This window comes from Nonomuraea composti (assembly GCF_012034275.1).
Classification (GTDB): Bacteria; Actinomycetota; Actinomycetes; order Streptosporangiales; family Streptosporangiaceae; genus Nonomuraea; species Nonomuraea composti.
In genome coordinates this window covers 17186-35290 of the sequence record NZ_JAATEP010000084.1, presented here as the reverse complement: position 1 = coordinate 35290, position 18105 = coordinate 17186, and the positions used below count along the sequence as shown (strand labels likewise).

The following is an 18105-nucleotide window of genomic DNA, read 5'->3' as shown; positions in this document are numbered from 1 at the left end:
TCCTCCTCGCCCCGGCCGCGTAACGGAGGCTTGTCAGGAGACACGTCGTCAGTGTTACGCGCGGATGTCAGGACTTAAAGGGAGACCGGTGATTTCACCGATACGGGACCTCCGCCCGCCTCCTCGACAGACGGCGGGAGACGGCCGGGACGAGGCCGTGGGGCATGAACAGGACGACCACGATGAGGACGAGCGCGTACACCGCGTACGACAGCACGCTGGGCGCGTAACTCGGCATGCCCGGCAGCGACGCCAGCCGGTCGAGCCCCTGCACCAGCAGGGTGATCGCGGCGGCGCCGGCCACGGCGCCCCAGATGGTGCCGAGGCCGCCGACCACGGCCATCACGATGTACTGGATGGAGATGAGCACGGGGAACGAGCCCGGCGCCACGTACCCGGTGTAGAAGCAGTAGATCCCGCCGGCGAGGCCGGCGAAGGTGGCCGAGAGGGCGAAGACGACCAGTTTGTAGCGTCCGACGGGGATGCCCGCGGAGGCGGCGGCGATCTCGCTGGTGGCCAGGGCGCGCAGGGCGCGGCCGGGGCGGGAGGTGATGACGTTGTGGGTGATCAGCATGACGAGGGCGAGGCCGGCCCAGGTCAGGTACGCGTAGACGGACGCGCTGCTCGCCTCGAAAGCGCCCACAGAGAACTGGGGGATGCCCTGGAGGCCGATGTCGCCGCCGGTGAAGTCGAGCTGTCCGGCCAGCGACAGCAGGATGAGCTGCATGGCGAGGGTGGCGAAGGCCAGGTGGTGGCCGCGCAGCCGCAGCAGCGGGACGCCGATGAGCAGGGCCGACAGCGCCGCGGCCACGGGGGCGGCCACCAGGCCCAGGAGCGGGGGAGCGCCGTTGAGGGCGAGCAGGGCGGCGGTGTAGGCGCCGATGGCGTAGAAGGCGCCCTGGCCGAGCGACACCTGGCCCGCGTACCCCATGAGGAGCGACACCCCGACGGTGACCATGGCGGCCAGGCCGAGCAGGATGTAGACGGCCAGCGCGCTGTCGTCCAGGACGGCGGGCAGGGCGAGCGTGACGGCGGCGACCAGCAGCCCGGCGGCGAGCCCCAGGCGCCTGGTCACGCGGACTCCTGGGAGATGACCGGGCGGCGGCCGGCCTGCACGATCATGACGACGAGCATGAGACCCAGCGCGACCTCCAGTTGGTGCGAGCCGTAGCCGTAGCCGGCGGCCATGGTCTCGGCGACGCCCAGCAGCAGCGCGCCGGCGAGCGTGACCACGGGCCGGGTGAGCGCGCCGAAGACGGCGGCGGCGAAGCCGTTGACGATGAGCGTGACGTCGGTGTCGAACGAGATCGGCCGCAGCGGCGTCACGAGCACTCCGGCGATGCCGCCGAGCAGCCCGCCCAGCGCGAACGCCAGCAGCCCCATCCGCCGCACGTCGATGCCGACGACGCGGGCGGCGTACGGGTTGGAGGCGCACGCGGTCAGGGCCTTGCCGAGGTAGGTGCGGCCGAAGAAGAGCGCGAGCAGCGCGAAGGCCGCCGCGGCGACGCCGATGACCAGCAGGTGCTGGGTCTGGATGCGGGCTCCGGCCAGCGTCACCGAGCCGGCCAGGCCGGGCGCCGAGCGCGGCTGGTCGCCCCACAGGACGATCTCCACCGCGTACGCGAGCACGCCCACGCCGAGCGTGACGATCAGGGACGACAGCGGGCTGGTGCCGGGCCTGCCGACGGCGGCGAGGCCGGTCAGCAGGCCCGCCAGCGCCGCGGCCAGGACGGCGGCCACCTCGCTGACCCCGTGCGGGACGCCCAGCCCGAGCAGCGAGGACGTGCACAGGCCCGCGACGACGGCGAACGTGCCCTGCGCGAAGTTGACGACGCCGGTGACGCGGTGGATGACGACCAGGCCGCTGGCGATGAGCGCGATGGCCGAGCCGACCGCGAGCCCGTTGAGGAGATAGGTCAGAAAAGCGCTCATGATGCCCCCGTCCCGGCGCCGCTCATGTGATCGCCCCGCCCAGGTACGCGCTGGCCACGCGCGGGTCGCCGGCCAGCTCGGCGCTGTCGCCCCCGGTGACCACCCGCCCGGACTCCAGCACGTACGCCCGCCGGCACAGCTCGAACGCCAGCCGCGCGTTCTGCTCGATGAGCAGCACGGTCAGCCCCTGGGTGCGGTTCAGCTCGGCGAGGTGCGCGGCGAGGTCGGCGGTGACGGCCGGGGCGAGGCCGAGTGACAGCTCGTCCACGACGAGCGCGTCGGGGCGCGACATCATGGCCCGGCCGAAGGCGACCATCTGCTGCTCGCCGCCGGACAGCACCCCGGCCCGGCGGGAGGCCAGCTCGGCCAGGCGGGGCAGGAGCTCGTAGACGGGGGACGGGTCGCGTTGCCCGGAGCGCCAGCCGCCCAGCGCGAGGTTGTCGGCGACGGTCAGGTCGGGGAAGAGCTGGCGGCCCTCGGGGATGAGCGCGAGCCGCCCGCCGACCCGCACGGTGCCGGACGCGGGCCGGATCAGCCCGGCCAGCGTGTTGGCCAGGGTGGACTTGCCGGCGCCGTTCGGGCCGAGCAGGGCCACCATCTCGCCCTTGCCGACGGTGAGCGTGACGTGCTCCAGCGCGGTCGCGGTGCCGTACGAGACCACCAGGTCCTGGACGTCGATCATGAGGCCTGTCCGAGGTAGGCGGCCAGCACCGCCGGGTCGGAGCGGATCTCGGCGGGCGGGCCGTCGGCGATGACCCGTCCGAGGTCGAGCACCACGACGCGGTCGGCCAGCCGGGTCACGAACCCCACGTCGTGCTCGATGAGCAGGATCGTCAGCCCGGCCGCCCGCAGCTCCTCCACCAGCGTGGCGAGGCGCTCGCGCTCCTCGGCGCGCAGCCCGGAGGCGGGCTCGTCGAGCAGCAGGAGCCGGGGCCGCGCGCACAGGGCGCGGGCCAGTTGCAGCGCCCGCTGCTGGCCGATCGGCAGCAGGTCGGCGGGCCGGTCCGCCCATTCGGCCAGCCCCACGCGCGCCAGGGCGTCGGCGGCCTCGGCGGCGATCTCGCGCTCGTCGGCCCGGTGCCGGGGCAGCCGCAGCGCCGCCGCGGCGAACCCGGCCCGCGTGTGCCCGTGCGCTCCCACCATGACGTTCTCCTCGACCGTCATGCCGCGGAACACGCGGGCCGCCTGGAAGACGATCGACATGCCCATCCGGGCCCTGCGGTGCGGCGCGAGCCGGTCCACGCGCTGCCCGAGGAAGGAGATGCGGCCGTGGTCGGCGGCCAGGTGCCCGGTGATCAGGTTGAACAGGGTGGACTTGCCGGCGCCGTTCGGGCCGATGACGCCGCAGACCTCGCCGTCCGCGACGCTCAGCGAGACGTCGCGGACGGCGTAGACGCCCCCGAAGGAACGGGAGACCCCGCTGATATTCAGCACGCGGCTCCTACCCCTGCGCGTTGACGGTCTTGGTGAGCTGCTCCTTGGCCCATTCGGTGGGGACGAACTGCCCGTTCTTCACCGTGTTGACCGAGATGAACTCGGGGGACAGCCCGGAGTGGTCGGTGGGGGAGTAGCGGAAGCGGCCGTTCGGGGTGATCAGGTCCATGGTCTCCAGTGCCTGCTGCACCTTGGTCTTGTCGGTGCTGCCCGCCTTCCTGATCGCCTCGAACAGCAGCAGCGAGGCGCTGTAGCCGTCTTGCGCGAACTGGGGCGGCGGGTAGCCGTGCTTCTGCTTGTACGGCCCGGCCATCTGGTCGATGACCTGCTTCTGCTTGCCGGCGGGCAGGTGGTCGCCGACGACGCCGATCGCGCTCTGCACGGTCATGCCCTCGGCCTGGGCGCCCATCGGCTCCAGCCACAGCTTGCTGGCCTGCGACGCCGTCAGGAACAGCGGCGTCTTGAGCCCGGAGGCCACGTACTGCTTGGCGGCCGTCACGCCCGGCGCGCCGGAGCCCCAGAAGACCAGCGCCTCGGCCTTGGAGTCGCGCACGTGCGTGAACATGGGGCTGAAGTCGGAGGTGGTGGTCTCGTACGGCTCGTCCACGGCGATCGTGACGCCGTACTTGGGGGCCAGCGCGACCATGGACTTGTGGCCGGAGACCGAGTACGCGCTCTTGGAGTCCCAGGCCACGGCGATCGTCTTGATGCCCTCGGCCTGGATGTACTGCAGGTAGCGCTCGGCGTACATGCTGGACAGGGCGGGGGTGACGAAGATGTACGACTTGATCGGCTCGACCTGCTCCTGCGCCGGGGCGAGCGACAGGTACGGCATCTTGTCGCGCTGGGCGAGCGGCTCGACGGCCAGCGCGGAGTTGGAGAACACCGGCCCGATCAGCGCGTCGATCTCGCCCTTGATCTGGTTGTAGGCCACGATGCCCTGGTCGGGGGCGGTCTTGTCGTCGCGCGTGACCAGCTCCACCTTGCGGCCCAGCAGGCCGCCCTGCGCGTTGACCTGCTCGACGGCCAGCTCCACGGCCTTCTTGTCCTCGCTGCCGAGCGGCGTGTAGTTGCCGGTCAGGGAGACGATGAGGCCCACCTTGACGGGGTCTTGCGGGGTGTTGCCGGACCCGCCCCCGCCGCCGCACGCCGTCACCACCAAGGACAGGCAGACCAGGGACGGAAGAAACCTGCGCATCAGGACCTCCTGGGCCGGGTGGCCCCAAAAGTAGGCAGGTACATTACGGCTGTCAATAGAGTGCCTAATATCCGGAGACAAGCTGTTATGCGGCCTCAATCGGTGATTCTCACCTTCCTCGGAGACCACGTACACGGTCGCGGGATCTGCGTCTCCTCACAGAGCTTCATCGAGGCGTTCGGCAAGGTGGGCATATCGGAGGAGGCCACCCGCTCGACGCTGACCCGGATGGTGCGGCGCGGGCTGCTGCGGCGCCAGCGCTCGGGCCGGCGCATGTACTTCGGTCTCACCCCGACCAGCGACGAGGTGTTAAGGGACGGCGAGCGGCGCATCTGGCACAGCGGCGTGGTCAACGACGCCGACGAGGACAGGTGGACGCTGATCGGCTTCTCGCTGCCCGAGTCGTGGCAGCGGCAGCGGCACGAGCTGCGCTCGCGGCTGGTCTGGGCCGGGTTCGGGCCGTTGCAGAACGGGCTGTGGATCGCTCCCGGCGAGGTGGACGCCACCGGGGTGATCGAGGATCTGGGCGCGGGCGTGAAGGTGTTCGCCGCCGAGCCGCGCCGGCCCACCGACATGCAGACGCTCGTCGGCGAGGCGTACGACCTGGCCGGCCTGGGCGAGCGCTACCGGTCGTTCCTGCGCCGCTGGGACCGGGCCGACCCGGCGCCCGAGGCGCCCGACGACCTGGCGCGCTCGCTGATGCTGCTCACCGGCTGGCTGCAGATCATCAGGACCGACCCGCGGCTGCCGCTGCGCTACCTGCCGCACGACTGGCCCGCCGAGAAGGCGCAGCGGGTCTGTCATACGCTGCACGAGCGGTTCAGGCCCGAGGCGGCCAGGATCGTGGCGGGGCTGCTCGACACCGTTCCCGACGAAAGTTGGGCAGAACGGTGACAGCAATCGCATAGTGGCCTAACTTGGGTCCCGGGAGTCGCCGAATGCGTAATCAGGGGATTGGCTCGTGGCCGGCGCGCAGGGCACGCATGACGCCCGACGCGGTCGCGCTGTCGTACAAGGATCACCACTACACCTATCGTGACCTGCGCGAACGCGTGAACAGGCTGGCCTCCGCGCTCGGCGTGCGGCGCGGCGAGCGGGTCGCCTTCCTCGGGGCCAACCAGCCCGCGATGGTGGAGACGCTGTTCGCGGCCGGGCTGCTCGGCGCCGTGTTCGTGCCGCTCAACACCCGCCTGGCCGGGCCGGAGCTGCGCTTCATCCTGGAGGACGCCGACCCGGTGCTGCTCGTGCTGGGCGAGGAGCGGGACGGCGAGGGGCTGCCGGGGCGTCACCTGCGGGCCGCCGACTACGAGGCGCTGATCGTCTCGGGCTCGCCCGAGCCGATCGACGAGCCCGTGAGCCAGGACGACGTGTGCCTGATCATGTACACGTCGGGCACCACGGGCCGGCCCAAGGGCGCCATGCTCACCCACGCCAACCTCACCTGGAACACGGTCAACCTGCTCGTGGACGTGCCGCTGGCGCACGACGAGGTGGCGCTGATCGGGGCGCCGCTGTTCCACATCGCGGCGCTGGGGCAGGCGCTGCTGCCGACCGTGCTCAAGGGCGGGCGGGCCATCCTGGAGCCGTCGTTCGACGTGGAGCGCGCGTTCGACCTGATCGAGACCGAGCGGGTGACGCTGATCGCCGGGGTGCCGACGATGTTCCAGTTCCTCGCCACCTCGCCGCGCTGGGCGGGCGCCGACCTGTCGAGCCTGCGGCACCTGCTGTGCGGCGGGGCGCCGGTGCCGCAGCCGCTGATCCAGGCGTACCTGGAGCGCGGGCTGGCGTTCATGCAGGGGTACGGCATGACGGAGACCGCGCCCGGCGCGCTGTTCCTCGGCGCGGACCGCTCGCGCGACAAGGCCGGCTCGGCCGGGGTGCCGTGCTTCTTCTCCGACGTGCGGCTCGTCGCGCCCGACGGCTCGCCCGCCGCGCCCGGTGAGCCGGGCGAGCTGTACGTGCAGGGCCCGAACGTGATGCCCGGCTACTGGCGGCGGCCGGAGGAGAGCGCCGAGGTGCTGTCGGACGACGGCTGGTTCCGCTCGGGGGACATCGGCGTCGCCGACGAGGACGGGTACGTGCGCATCTCCGACCGCGTCAAGGACATGATCATCTCTGGCGGCGAGAACATCTATCCCGCCGAGGTGGAGAGCGCCCTGTACGAGCACGCCGCGGTCGCCGAGTGCGCGGTGATCGGCGTGCCGGACGAGAAGTGGGGCGAGGTGGGCAAGGCCCTGGTGGTGCTCCGCCCCGGCGTGACCGCCTCTCCCGACGACCTGCTGAAGCACCTCGACGGCCGCCTGGCCCGCTACAAAGTCCCGAAATATCTGGAATTCGTGCCTGAACTGCCTAAGAACGCGGCGGGCAAGCTCCTCAAGGCCCCGCTGAGAAAGCTCTATGGAGGATGACCATGACGACGCGTACCACACCGCCCTTCCGCGCCGACCACGTCGGCAGCCTGCTCCGCCCGGCCGAGCTGCTGCGCGCCCGCGAGACACTGACCGGCGACGCGCTGCGCGAGGCCGAGGACGCGGCGATCAGGGACGTGGTGCGCAAACAGCGCGACGCCGGCCTGCGCAGCGCCACCGACGGCGAGTTCCGCCGCGCCTCCTGGCACATGGACTTCATCTACCAGCTCGACGGCATCGGCCAGGCCGCCGACGAGCAGATCACCGTCCGCTTCCACAACCAGCAGGGCGACATCGAGTTCACCCCCGCCGCGCTGCGCGTGCACGACCGGATCCGGCTCAGCGAGCCCATCTTCGCCGACGACTTCGCCTTCCTGCGCGACACCGTCGGCGAGGGCGTGGTGCCCAAGCTGACCATCCCGTCGCCCAGCATGGTCCACTACCGGGGCGGGCCCGCCTCCATCGACCCCGGCGTCTACCCGGACGTCGAGGAGTTCTGGCGCGACCTCAGCGCCGCCTACGCCGAGCAGGTCCGCAGGATCGGCGCGCTCGGCTGCACCTACCTGCAGTTCGACGACACCAGCCTCGCCTACCTCAACGACCCGTCGCAGCGGGCCGAGCTGGCCGAGCGCGGCGACGACGCCGAGCACCTGCACCTGCGCTACATCAAGCAGATCAACGCCGCCCTCGCCGCCAAGCCGGCCGGCATGACGATCACCACCCACATGTGCCGGGGGAACTTCCGCTCCTCCTGGGTCGCCTCCGGCGGCTACGACTTCGTCGCGGAGGCGCTGTTCAACGAGCTGAACGTGGACGGGTTCTTCCTGGAGTTCGACGACGAGCGGTCCGGCGGCTTCGAGCCGCTGCGGTTCGTGCCGCCCGGCAAGATGGTCGTGCTCGGGCTCGTCACCACCAAGCGGGGCGAGCTGGAGTCGAAGGACGCGCTCAAGCGGCGCATCGACGAGGCGGCCAAGTTCGTCGACCTCGACCAGCTCTGCCTGTCGCCGCAGTGCGGCTTCTCCTCCACCGTCGAGGGGAACGAGCTGACGGAGGAGCAGCAGTTCGCCAAGCTCCGGCTGATCGTCGAGACGGCCGAGGAGGTGTGGGGCTGAGCTCCGTCAGAGGTGGCCGTCGAGGAAGCCGCGCACCGTCTCGATGAGCCGCTGCCGGTGATCGGACAGGGCGTGGTCGGTGGCCCACTCGTGATGGTCGAGCAACGCTCCTGAGTACGCCGTCACCAGCGGCCGGTGGTGCACGGCCGCCGGTGTCACGGCGTCCTGCGACGTCCCGATCAGCAGCACCGGCCGGCCCGCCAGCCGTGGCGCCAGGCCGGCCAGGCGCCACGCCGCGCCCGCCCGCTCCATCTCCGCCACCAGCGCCTCGCCGCTGGTGCCGCGCAGGGGCAGCAGCTCGCCGTCCCAGTCCTCGACGTAGGCGGCGCGGGTCCGCGCGTCGAGGGAGGCGGCCACCGTACCGAAGTCGAAGGCCGACACCGACACGACGGCGCGGATGGACGGGTCGGCGGCGGCGGTCATCAGCGCGGCGAACCCGCCGGCGCTGTGCCCGAACAGCGCCAGCCGGCCCGGATCGAGCCGGTGGCGGGCCGCGAACGGCTCCGCGCGCACCGCGCGGGCCACGGTGGCGGCATCCTCCAGGACGTTCGCCCAGGACCAGGTGCCCTCCATGCCCCAGGAGCCGCGGTAGTGGAAGGCGATGGCGGCGTAGCCGGCCGAGCGCAGCGCCTGCGCCAGGTCCAGGCTGCGCTCGTTGCCGGGGAAGCCTTGCAGGAGCAGCACGACGGGATGCGGGCCCGGGCCGGCCGGCAGGTGCAGCAGCCCCGCGAGGGTCACGCCGCCGCTCTCGAACGTCACGGCGGGGGTAGCGGCTCGCACGATGTTCCTCCTCAGATCGAACCGATCGGTACGATAGCAGGGATCGAACCGATGAGTACCATCTAGGGGTGCCTGTACCGAAGGGAAGCACCCTCGACCCCGACCGCACCCGGGCCGCGATCATCGACACGGCCATGCCGATCCTGTACGAGCGCGGCCTCGACGGCGTCGGCGTGGCCGAGCTGTGCACCGCCGTCGGCGTCTCCAAGGAAACGCTCTACCGGCACTTCGGCTCCAAGGAGGGCCTGATCGAGGCGGTGCTCGAAGCCCGCAGCGAACGGGTGACGCGCTGGCTCGCCGCGGCCGTGGAGGCGGCGGGGGCGGACCCGGCCGACCAGCTCACCGCCGTGTTCGACGCGCTGGCGGAGTGGCACGCCGAGCCCGCCTTCCGCGGCTGCGCGCTGCTCAACGCCGGGGCCCAGCATCACGGGGCGCCCGAGCTGGACCTCGCGGGGCGGCACCTCGAACGCCGGCTCGCCCTGCTCGCGGGGATCGCCACCAGGGCGGGGGCGGCCGATCCCGGGGCGCTGGCCCGGCAGTGGCTCGTCCTGGTGACGGGGTGCACCGTCGTCGCCGACCAGCACCCGGGCACCCGGCACGCGGCCCGCCTCGCCCGCGACGCCGCCCTCACCCTCCTCGCGGCCGCCCGCCCCGCCCCGTAACGGCCGCCGCCCCTGAAGAACCTCAGCCCGTGCGGAGCCGTAGCCGGTTGCGGTCCTTCAGGGGAGGCGGGCGGGCGCAGGTCAGAGGGTGACGACGGAGGCGGTGTGGCGGGCGCGTTCGGCGGCCCAGACGACGCGGTGCGTCATGAGGCTTTCGGTCGCGGACGAGCGCAGCAGCGACGCGTCCCCCGTGGCGACGGCGGCGAGGAAGGCGTCCGTCAGCCCCTCGTCCCCGCCCCCGTGCCCGTCCGCCGCCGAGGGTCCCGTGAGGTCCTGGGTGTGGAGAGTCTCCTCGGCGCCGGTGCGGAAGTCGACGACGCGCAGGCTGAGCCCGTCGCCGTCGATGTGGCCGTGGGTGCCGAACAGGCGGGTGCGGCGGTGCTCCAGCGGGGTGAACGCGCTCATGGTGAACGAGCAGGTGGCCCCGTCGTCGAACTCCATCACGACTTCCTGGTGGTCCACGACGTCGTTGTCGCAGGCGTACACGCACCGCCCGTAGGGGCCGGTGCGCAGCGCCTCCAGCACCGCCTCCTCCGTGCGGCCCGGCGTGACCGCGGACAGGGGCCAGAACTCGCTGTCCGGGTCGCCGAGGCAGCCGAGGTAGAGGCGGGGGGCCGAGTACGGGCAGGTGGGTTCGAGGGGGCAGTCGAGGCAGCGGTCGGCGGCGCCGGCGGGGCGTTCCGAGGCGCGGAAGTGGGACAGCGAGCCGAACGACGACACCCGCACGGGCGGCCGGCCGAACAGGTGGACGAGCCAGTCGATGTCGTGGCACGCCTTGGCGAGCAGCATGGGGGCGGAGGTGTCCTGGCGGCGCCAGTGCCCGCGCACGAAGGAGTGCGCCTGGTGCCACCAGCCCACCGATTCGAGGTGCTGGACGCTGACGAGCCGCCCGATCCGCCCGGAGTCCAGCAGTTCCTTCACGACCCGCGTGTACGGCGTGTACCGCAGCACGTGGCAGACGGCCAGCATGATGCCGTTGCGCTGGGCCGCGTCGGCGATCATGACGGACTCCTCCTCGTCCGTCGCCATCGGCTTCTCCAGGAGAATGTGGTAACCGAGGTCCGCCAGCGTCACCGCGGGGTCGGTGTGCAGCCGGTCGTGGGTGGCGATGACGGCCGCGTCCGCGAGCCGCCCGGCGGCGGCGAGCGCCTTCCAGTCGTCGTAGGCCCGCTCGGGCCGGATCCCGAACTCGGCCACGAACGCCGCCCGCCGCCCCGGGTCGGGTTCGGCCACCGCCACCACCCGTCCCGCGCCGGTGGCGTGGGCGCGGCGCGCGTACGTCAGCCCTCGCAGGCCCCCGCCGACGACGGCTAGAGTCACCTCAGTCATGGAACCTTCCCCGAAGAAATATCATGGAGACCATCATTATTCGGGCTGAGAAAGCGGACAGCAAGGGGGGCCGATGGCCGCGGAGATGAGCGGCGGTGACCTGTCGCGGCTCCGGCAGCTCAACGCGCTGGCCGTGATCAGGGTGCTGAAGGGCCAGCCGTCGCTCACGCTCACGGAGGTCGCCAAGCGCACGGGCCTGTCGCGCGCCTCGACCGAGGACGTGGTGCGCGAGCTGCTGCGGAAGGGCTGGGTGGCGGAGGCGGGCGCCACGGCGGGCGGGGTGGGCCGCCCGGCCCGGCGTTACCGGTTCAGGGCCGACGCGGGCCGGGTGCTCGGCGTCGACATCGGCGGGCACAAGATCCGCGCGGTGGTCGCCGACCTCGACGGGAACGTGCAGCACACCGCCCGCGTGCCGGTCACCCCCGAGATGGGCCGGCTCGAACGCCTGGAGGCGGTGGACCGGGCGGTCGAGGAGGCGCTGGAGAGCGCCGGGCTGGCCGGCGCGGACGTGTGGGCGTCGGGGGTCGGCACGACGGGGCTGGTCGACGGCGGCGGCAAGGTGATGCTGTCGGAGGCGCTGCCCGAGTGGACGGGCGTGGACCTGGCCGCGCACGTGCGCCGCCTCGCCCCGGCCCCCGTGCTGGTCGAGAACGACAGCAAGCTCGCGGCCCTGGCCGAGTGCTGGCGCGGGGTGGCCCGGTACGCCAAGGACATGGTGTTCCTGCTGGCGGGCCTGCGTACCGGGGCGGGCCTGGTCATCGACGGCAAGCTGCACCGGGGCTTCGGCAACGCCTCGGGCGAGATCGGCGCGCTGCCGGTGCTCGGCTGGATCCGCGCGCAGGAGCACCTCGGCGGGGAGGCGGGGGACGTCTTCGCCGCCGCGCGGGAGGGCGAAAAGGCGGCGCTGGCGGCGGTGCGCAAGTACGTGAAGGACCTCGCGCTCGGCGCGTCCGCGCTGGTCCTGACGCTGGACCCGCAGATGGTCGTGGTCGGCGGCGGCTTCTCGCGCTCGGCCGACGTGCTCATCGAGCCGCTCAAGCGGGAGCTGGACCGCTGGTGCATCCGCACGCCGGAGGTGCGCATGTCGGCGCTCGGCGACGAGGCCGTGGTGCTGGGCGCCGTCCGTCTCGCGCTCGACGACGTCGAGGACCGCCTCCTGGACGGCCGCTCCCCTCTCGTCGGCCATCCCCAGACCTCGTGAGATATCTGTAACACGGCCACTCTTGCCAACAATTTCCCTGGACTCCATCATTACTCCCACGTTCTAGGAGAGGACCGGGAGATGTGGAAGTCGGCACGGAGCGGTGCGGCCCTCCTCTGCGCGGCACTGCTCGCCTCCGCGTGCGGCGGCGGCGAGCAGGCCGGCACGGACACGCAGCCTGAGGAGAGGGTGAAGCTGTCCTACGGCGTCTGGGACGCCACCCAGCAGGCGGTCATGCAGGAGCTGGCCGCGGAGTTCACCAAGACCTACCCGAGCATCACCGTGGACGTCCAGCTCACCCCCTGGGTCGACTACTGGACGAAGATGAAGGCCGCGGTCAGCGGCGGCGCGGCGCCCGACGTCTTCTGGATGAACGGCCCCAACTTCCAGCTCTACGCCTCCAACGGCGTGATCAGGCCGATCGAGGAGCAGGTCGACACCTCGGTCTACCCCAAGCCGCTGGTCGACCTCTACACCTACGAGGGCAAGCTGTACGGCCTGCCGAAGGACATGGACACGGTCGGCGTCTGGTACAACAAGACGCTCTTCGACGCCGCGAAGGTGAAGTATCCAGCCGACGACTGGACCTGGGCCGACTTCAAGGAGGCCGCCGCCAAGCTCACCGACGCGAAGAAGGGCGTGTACGCCGTCGGCGCCCAGCTCACGAGCTTCCAGGAGTACCAGTACAACACGATCTACCAGGCCGGCGGCTACGTGATCTCCCCCGACGGCAAGCAGTCCGGCTACGCCGACCCGAAGACGATCGCCGGCCTCAAGTTCTGGACCGACCTCATCGCCGCCAAGCAGTCGCCCGACCTCAAGACCATGACCGACACCACCCCGCTGCAGCTCTTCGAGGCCGGCAAGCTGGCGATGTACTGGGGCGGCTCCTGGAACGTGGCCGAGTTCGGCAAGAACGACTACACCAAGGACAAGGTGGACGTCGCCCCGCTGCCCAAGGGCGAGAAGCAGGCCACGATCATCCACGGCGTCGCCAACGTCGTGTCGGCCAAGACCGAGCACCCGGCGCAGGCGTGGGCATTCGTCAAGTTCCTCGGCTCCAAGGAGGCCGCCGAGATTCTGGGCAAGAAGGGCCCGATCCCGGCCTACAACGGCACCCAGCAGGACTGGGTGAAGGCCCACCCGGAGTGGAAGCTGCAGACGTTCCTGGACTCGGTCGCGTACGCGGTGCCGTACCCGGTCTCCAAGAACACCGCCGCCTGGCAGGAGGCCGAGCTCACGCACCTCACCAAGGCGTGGACGGGCGAGGTGCCGGTCGAGAAGGCGGCGGCCGACCTCGCGGCGGCGATGAACGACCTGCTGGCCAAGGAATGACCGCAAGGAAGCACGCGGCGAGCCGCAAGCCGTGGACCGAGGCCCTGTGGGGGTATGCGTTCATCGCCTCCACGGGCCTCGGCCTGGCGATCTTCTACCTGTGGCCCGTCCTGCAGACCGCCTACTTCTCCTTCACCGAGTGGGGCGCGTTCGGCGGCCACACCTGGACGGGCCTGGCGAACTACATCCGCCTGCTCGGCGACCCCGAGGTGGGCCGGGCGGTGCTCAACACGCTCACCTACACCGTGCTGGGCCTGCTCGGGATCCCGATCGCCATCGTGTTCGCCGCGCTGCTCAACCGGCCGGGCCTCGGCGGCGTGACCCTGTACCGCACCGCGTTCTTCCTGCCGGTGGTGACCATGCCGGTCGCGGTCGCGATGTTGTGGCGCTGGCTCTACAACGGCGACTACGGCCTGATCAACCAGGTGCTCGCGCTGGCCGGCATCGACGGCCCCAACTGGATCGCCGACCCGGCCACCGCCCTGTACGCGCTGATCGTCGTGGGCGTCTGGAGCAGCGTCGGCTACAACCTGATCATCTTCCTGGCCGGCATGCAGGCCATCCCGAAGGAGCTGTACGAGGCCGCGTCCATGGACGGCGCCGGCCGCGTCCGCCAGTTCTTCAGGATCACGCTGCCGATGTTGTCGCCGACCGCGTTCTTCATCTCGATCGTCTCCGTGATCGGCTCGCTGCAGCTGTTCGACCTGGTCTTCGTGATGACCGGGTCGGGGCAGGCGGCGCGGGCGAACCCGGCGTACTCGCGGCTGCAGACCGTCGTGCAGCTCTTCTACGAGCGGGCCTTCGTCACCAACGACCGCGGCTACGCCGCCGCCATCGTGATGGCGCTGCTCGTGCTCATCGCGGTGCTGACGATCCTGCAGTTCCGGCTCCAGCGCAGGTGGGTGCACTATGTCTGAGCGTCGCCCGCTGGGCCTGCACGCGGTGCTGATCATCTCGTCGCTGCTGATGGTGGCGCCGTTCGCCTGGCAGATCATCACCTCGCTCAAGACGCTGAGCAGCGCCACCGCCGTGCCGCCGACGTTCCTGCCCGAGGGCCGCTGGGACAACTACGCGAAGGTCTTCGACCTGCTGCCGTTCGGCGAGCAGTTCCTCAACACCGTGGTCATGGCCGCGGGGCGGGTGGCCGGGCAGGTGCTGTTCTGCTCGATGGCCGCCTACGCCTTCGCCCGGTTGCGCTTCCCCGGCAGGAACCTGCTGTTCGGGCTGTTCCTGTCGGTGCTCATGGTGCCGCCGCAGCTCTTCGTGATCCCGCAGTACCAGATCATGTCCGCGCTCGGCTGGCTCAACAGCCTCCAGGCGATCATCGTGCCGGGGCTGTTCAGCGCGTTCGGGGTGTTCCTGCTGCGGCAGTTCTTCCTGGGGCTGCCGCGCGAGATCGAGGAGGCCGCGCGGCTCGACGGCGCCGGGCCGTGGCGGATCTACTGGTCGATCATGCTGCCGCTGGCCCGGCCGGGCCTGGTCGCGCTGGCCGTGCTCACGCTGCTGTGGGCGTGGAACGACCTGTTCTGGCCGCTGGTGGTCAACACCGACCCGGAGAAGATGACGCTGTCGGCGGGCCTGGCCGCGCTCCAGGGGCAGTACCAGACCGACTATCCCGTGCTGATGGCCGGCTCGCTGATCGCCTCGCTGCCGGTGATCGCCGTGTTCGTCTTCCTGCAGCGGCAGTTCATCCAGGGCATCGCCCACACCGGGACGAAGGGCTGAGCCCGCGCCGGTGTGGGGGGTCGGGCCGGCGGCGGGAGCTGCGCCTCCCGCCGCCGGCCCGAGATCTCACCTGATCACGACGGTGGTGAGCGCGCGCGGCTGGAGCGTCACCGTGCGGCCCGTCACGGCGGACGGGGTCAGGTTGTTGGCGTTGTCCGTCACGTACGCGGTCGCCCGGCCGTGCACGCCCTGCCACGTGACGGGCGTGGTGCCCGTGTTGAGCGCCACGATCACGCGCGAGCCGTCGGCGTTGCGGAACGCTGAAACTTTCACCGCCGGATCGGCCGCGCTCGCCTCCACCCGCACCGCGCCCGGCCGGATGAACCGGCTGTAGGCCGCCAGCGCCCACAGCCGCTTCGACACGTGGTACTCCTTGTTCACGTCGTCGAGCTGCAGCAGCGCCCTGGTCGTGCCGCGCGAGCCGCCCAGCCAGTAGACGTAGGCGCTGACGTCGCCCAGCGTGAGCGCGTCGTGCACGGCCTGCGCGATCGCGAAGCCGTCGTAGCCGCTGCCGTCGTCCCACGCCTCGTTCCACGTGCTGCCGTTGGGATTCCACTCCGACATCCAGCTCTTCCTGGCGGTCGGCAGCGGGGCGTCCACAGGGCTGGCGTAGGTGTGGCCGGTGTGCGTCTTCACCCAGCGGCGGGCCTCGGGGTCGGCCTCGATCGCCGCCGTGTACGCCTTGGCCTCGTTCCAGCCGAAGGAGTCGCAGCAGACGAGCTTGGTGTTCCTGGCGATCGGCCCCAGCACCTTGACGAACTGGGCGGCCTGCTCGGGGGTGAAGCGCATGGAGGCGTAGGAGGCCGTCCAGTCGGGCTCGTTGGTGAACCCGAGGTCGGTGATCCTGATGCCTTCCTTCGCGTAGAACTTCGTGTAGGCGACCAGGTAGTTCGCGTACGCGCGCTGCCACTCGGGCAGCAGTGTGCCGCCGTTCTTGTCGTCGCCGTTGTCCTTCATGTAGCCGGGGGCGCTCCAGGCGTCGGCGAAGAAGCGCTTGACGCCGTACCGCTGGGCCTCCTTGGCCACCCACACCTGGCTGTTGTCGTCGCCGTCCCACACGTACTTGGGCGGGGCGTCGGGGCCGCCGGGGTTGTCGGGCTGGATCGAGACCATGTGGTCGTACGGGCTGCCGGTGGGGGAGGAGCCGATGCCGAGCCGCAGGATGCTGAGCCCGGCCCCCTTGTTCCGGTCGAACCACAGGTCGAGGACCTCGCGCTGCTTGTCGGCCGGCAGGGCCTTGAGCAGCTCGTTGCGCCGGAACGCCTGGGAGATGCCGAAGCCGTCGATCTCCTGGTGGCGGACGCGCTCGTTCACCGTGATGGCCGGAGGGCCGGCGGGGCGGGCCGGGTGCGGCGCGGGTAAGCCGAGCAGGCTGATGGCGACGAGTCCTCGCAACATGGCGCGCCTCCGAAAGTTTCGGATATGTGACGATATATATCGTCGATCGCCGGAACCGTAAGCGCGCGGAGGCCGTCCCGTCAACCACGACCGCCCTGCGAAGGCGGTCGTGGCCGGCGGGCCGTCAGCGGGAGGACTCGGCGCGCTCCTTGATGGTGAGCAGCTGCCGCCGCACCGTGAGGAAGTCGCCGATGTCCATCGTGGCGAGGTACGTGGTGCCGCGCACGCCCGGCTCCGCCCGGATGCGCACCCGGAAGATCAGCCGGGTCCTCGCGTCCTCCAGGTCGCGCAGCGCGACCGAGCACGTGGTGGTCGCGTCGGCGCCCCGCATGATCAGCACCAGCGTGTGCGGCGGGTCGATCTGCTCCACCACGAACCCGGAGCCGCCGGACCCGCTCGCCAGCACGTCGCCGACCTTGAGGTCCTGCTGCTCCCGCCCGGGCGGCTCCTCGTGCCCGCTCGTCGCGGGGCGGGGCGCGGCGTCGGGCTGGTAGCCGCCGAGCCGCACCAGCCAGGCCCAGACGGTGGCCGCGGACGCCTCGACCGTGATCGCCCTGGTGGCCTGGTACTGCGGCTGCCTGACGAGGTCGTCGCCCGGCATCTCCGCGTGCACCTCGCGGTCGTCGGCACCCCAGCGCAGGTGCCACGGGCGGACGGCGAGCAGGTATCCCGCCGCCGCGCCGGCCGCCAGCCTGAACAGAGAGCGCGGCATGAACATGCGTGCCTCCTTCGTGTCGCCGGTGGGACGCTCGGTCTGCGACCCGTGACGGATCAAGCGGCATTCCGCTATTTCGCGACTCAACCACAAATGGCGGGGCGGCGAAATGGCGGGAGATCAGATCTGCCCGGGCTTCCACGCGGTCAGCCCGTACGTTTGCGCGACCGGCCGCCACGCCGCCGCGAAACGCGTCTTCGCCTTCCGCGCCGCCTCCGACCGCTCCAGCCCCCGCCGGTAGTCGCGGTCGCTCCCGGCCGGCCCCGCGCAGTTCTTCTCGGCGTGCCGCCCGGCCCAGGCCAGGAACGCGATGTCGGCGTCATGGGAGAGGTCGAGCGCGTCGACCAGGGCGTCCTTGATCCGGCTCCCGCCCTTCAGCGCGCTCACGTCGAGCGCCTTGGCCAGGGCGAGCTGGTCGCGGCGGCTGACCGTGATGTCGCGGACGGCCTGCAGCCCCTTCGGGTCGCACCGGCCGGCCGCGGCGAGCGCGTCGGAGAGGCCGGCGCGGGCGGAGCTGCTGTTCGACAGCAGCTCCTCGATCGCCTCGGCCTGGCGCCGGGCCGAGGTCGTCGTCTTGGGGGTGCGCTCCGAGCGGGTCTTCGGGCTGGTGGGGGCCACGCCCTGGCCGGCGCCGGTGTGCTGGATCGGCCGCGACGGGTTCGCGGTCACGACCCACCAGGTCACGGCGAAGGCGAGCAGGGCCACGGCGAGGCTGATCAGCACCGGGGCGCGCCGCCGCGCGGGAGAGGCGGCCGGTCGGTCCTGGGGGCTCGGACCCGGTTCGTTTGCCAAGGCGCCCTCCCGGAATATCCCAAGAAAAGAGGGCAAAATGCCGTTTGCCCGACTTGTGGATTGTTCTGCGCTTTCCCGGTCAGG

At 71.5% G+C, this 18105-nt stretch carries 18 protein-coding genes; 8 read left to right on the top strand and 10 right to left on the bottom strand.

Annotated elements, in window-relative coordinates:
- Positions 1-94: 94 nt before the first annotated feature.
- From HCN51_RS53900 to HCN51_RS53880, 5 genes are read right to left on the bottom strand one after another with little or no spacing between them, the layout of a single operon-like run.
- A complete protein-coding gene (locus HCN51_RS53900; RefSeq protein ID WP_230465472.1) occupies positions 95-1075 on the bottom strand; it encodes a branched-chain amino acid ABC transporter permease in 981 nt (326 codons plus the stop codon).
- Positions 1072-1932 carry a branched-chain amino acid ABC transporter permease gene (locus HCN51_RS53895; RefSeq protein WP_168021562.1) on the bottom strand — a complete coding sequence of 287 codons (861 nt, stop codon included), beginning with the start codon at positions 1930-1932 and terminating at the stop codon, positions 1072-1074. The genes HCN51_RS53900 and HCN51_RS53895 overlap by 4 nt, the downstream gene beginning before the upstream one ends.
- A gap of 22 nt (positions 1933-1954) precedes the next feature.
- Positions 1955-2614, bottom strand: a complete 660-nt coding sequence (locus HCN51_RS53890; RefSeq protein ID WP_080041746.1) for an ABC transporter ATP-binding protein — start codon at positions 2612-2614, stop codon at positions 1955-1957.
- Positions 2611-3366 carry an ATP-binding cassette domain-containing protein gene (locus tag HCN51_RS53885; RefSeq protein ID WP_168021561.1) on the bottom strand — a complete coding sequence of 252 codons (756 nt, stop codon included), beginning with the start codon at positions 3364-3366 and terminating at the stop codon, positions 2611-2613. Before HCN51_RS53885 ends, HCN51_RS53890 begins: the two co-directional genes overlap by 4 nt.
- Positions 3367-3373: 7 nt before the next feature.
- Positions 3374-4564: an ABC transporter substrate-binding protein gene (locus HCN51_RS53880; RefSeq protein ID WP_168021560.1), complete on the bottom strand. Its 1191-nt coding sequence runs from the start codon at positions 4562-4564 to the stop codon at positions 3374-3376.
- Positions 4565-4666: 102 nt separating this feature from the next.
- Here HCN51_RS53880 and HCN51_RS53875 point away from each other — a divergent pair, with 102 nt between their 5' ends.
- The 3 genes from HCN51_RS53875 to HCN51_RS53865 all read left to right on the top strand — a co-directional run bounded on the left by HCN51_RS53875 (position 4667) and on the right by HCN51_RS53865 (position 8084).
- Complete coding sequence (locus tag HCN51_RS53875; protein ID WP_346434151.1) at positions 4667-5458, top strand: PaaX family transcriptional regulator; 792 nt, start codon at positions 4667-4669, stop codon at positions 5456-5458.
- Between the two features lie 89 nt (positions 5459-5547).
- Positions 5548-6972: an acyl-CoA synthetase gene (locus tag HCN51_RS53870; protein ID WP_240974195.1), complete on the top strand. Its 1425-nt coding sequence runs from the start codon at positions 5548-5550 to the stop codon at positions 6970-6972.
- Between the two features lie 2 nt (positions 6973-6974).
- Positions 6975-8084, top strand: a complete 1110-nt coding sequence (locus tag HCN51_RS53865; RefSeq protein WP_168021557.1) for a 5-methyltetrahydropteroyltriglutamate--homocysteine S-methyltransferase — start codon at positions 6975-6977, stop codon at positions 8082-8084.
- A 6-nt stretch (positions 8085-8090) separates the two neighbouring features.
- Here the strand turns inward: HCN51_RS53865 and HCN51_RS53860 are convergent, their stop codons facing one another.
- Complete coding sequence (locus HCN51_RS53860) at positions 8091-8864, bottom strand: alpha/beta hydrolase family protein (RefSeq protein WP_346434150.1); 774 nt, start codon at positions 8862-8864, stop codon at positions 8091-8093.
- 68 nt (positions 8865-8932) lie between these two features.
- Between HCN51_RS53860 and HCN51_RS53855 the strand changes: the two genes are divergently transcribed.
- The gene (locus tag HCN51_RS53855) at positions 8933-9526 is read left to right on the top strand and encodes a TetR family transcriptional regulator (protein ID WP_168021556.1); all 594 of its coding nucleotides are present in this window, start codon (positions 8933-8935) and stop codon (positions 9524-9526) included.
- Between the two features lie 81 nt (positions 9527-9607).
- Here the strand turns inward: HCN51_RS53855 and HCN51_RS53850 are convergent, their stop codons facing one another.
- On the bottom strand, positions 9608-10855 hold the full coding sequence (locus HCN51_RS53850) for a Gfo/Idh/MocA family protein (protein WP_168021555.1): 1248 nt from the start codon (positions 10853-10855) through the stop codon (positions 9608-9610).
- Between the two features lie 73 nt (positions 10856-10928).
- On the opposite strand from HCN51_RS53850, the gene HCN51_RS53845 reads away from it, so the two are divergent.
- The 4 genes from HCN51_RS53845 to HCN51_RS53830 all read left to right on the top strand — a co-directional run bounded on the left by HCN51_RS53845 (position 10929) and on the right by HCN51_RS53830 (position 15116).
- Positions 10929-12056, top strand: a complete 1128-nt coding sequence (locus tag HCN51_RS53845; protein WP_168021554.1) for an ROK family transcriptional regulator — start codon at positions 10929-10931, stop codon at positions 12054-12056.
- 81 nt (positions 12057-12137) lie between these two features.
- Positions 12138-13391, top strand: coding sequence for an ABC transporter substrate-binding protein (locus HCN51_RS53840; RefSeq protein WP_168021553.1), 1254 nt, complete (start codon positions 12138-12140; stop codon positions 13389-13391).
- Positions 13388-14308 carry a carbohydrate ABC transporter permease gene (locus HCN51_RS53835; RefSeq protein WP_168021552.1) on the top strand — a complete coding sequence of 307 codons (921 nt, stop codon included), beginning with the start codon at positions 13388-13390 and terminating at the stop codon, positions 14306-14308. Before HCN51_RS53840 ends, HCN51_RS53835 begins: the two co-directional genes overlap by 4 nt.
- Positions 14301-15116 carry a carbohydrate ABC transporter permease gene (locus HCN51_RS53830; RefSeq protein ID WP_080041733.1) on the top strand — a complete coding sequence of 272 codons (816 nt, stop codon included), beginning with the start codon at positions 14301-14303 and terminating at the stop codon, positions 15114-15116. The genes HCN51_RS53835 and HCN51_RS53830 overlap by 8 nt, the downstream gene beginning before the upstream one ends.
- A gap of 66 nt (positions 15117-15182) precedes the next feature.
- Here the strand turns inward: HCN51_RS53830 and HCN51_RS53825 are convergent, their stop codons facing one another.
- The 3 genes from HCN51_RS53825 to HCN51_RS53815 form a co-directional block, all read right to left on the bottom strand.
- Positions 15183-16514 carry a glycoside hydrolase family 30 protein gene (locus tag HCN51_RS53825; RefSeq protein ID WP_168021551.1) on the bottom strand — a complete coding sequence of 444 codons (1332 nt, stop codon included), beginning with the start codon at positions 16512-16514 and terminating at the stop codon, positions 15183-15185.
- Positions 16515-16638: 124 nt separating this feature from the next.
- Positions 16639-17226 (bottom strand): hypothetical protein, encoded by a 588-nt coding sequence (locus tag HCN51_RS53820; protein WP_168021550.1) that lies wholly within the window; start codon positions 17224-17226, stop codon positions 16639-16641.
- Between the two features lie 123 nt (positions 17227-17349).
- Positions 17350-18021: a hypothetical protein gene (locus HCN51_RS53815; protein ID WP_168021549.1), complete on the bottom strand. Its 672-nt coding sequence runs from the start codon at positions 18019-18021 to the stop codon at positions 17350-17352.
- Positions 18022-18105: the final 84 nt, after the last annotated feature.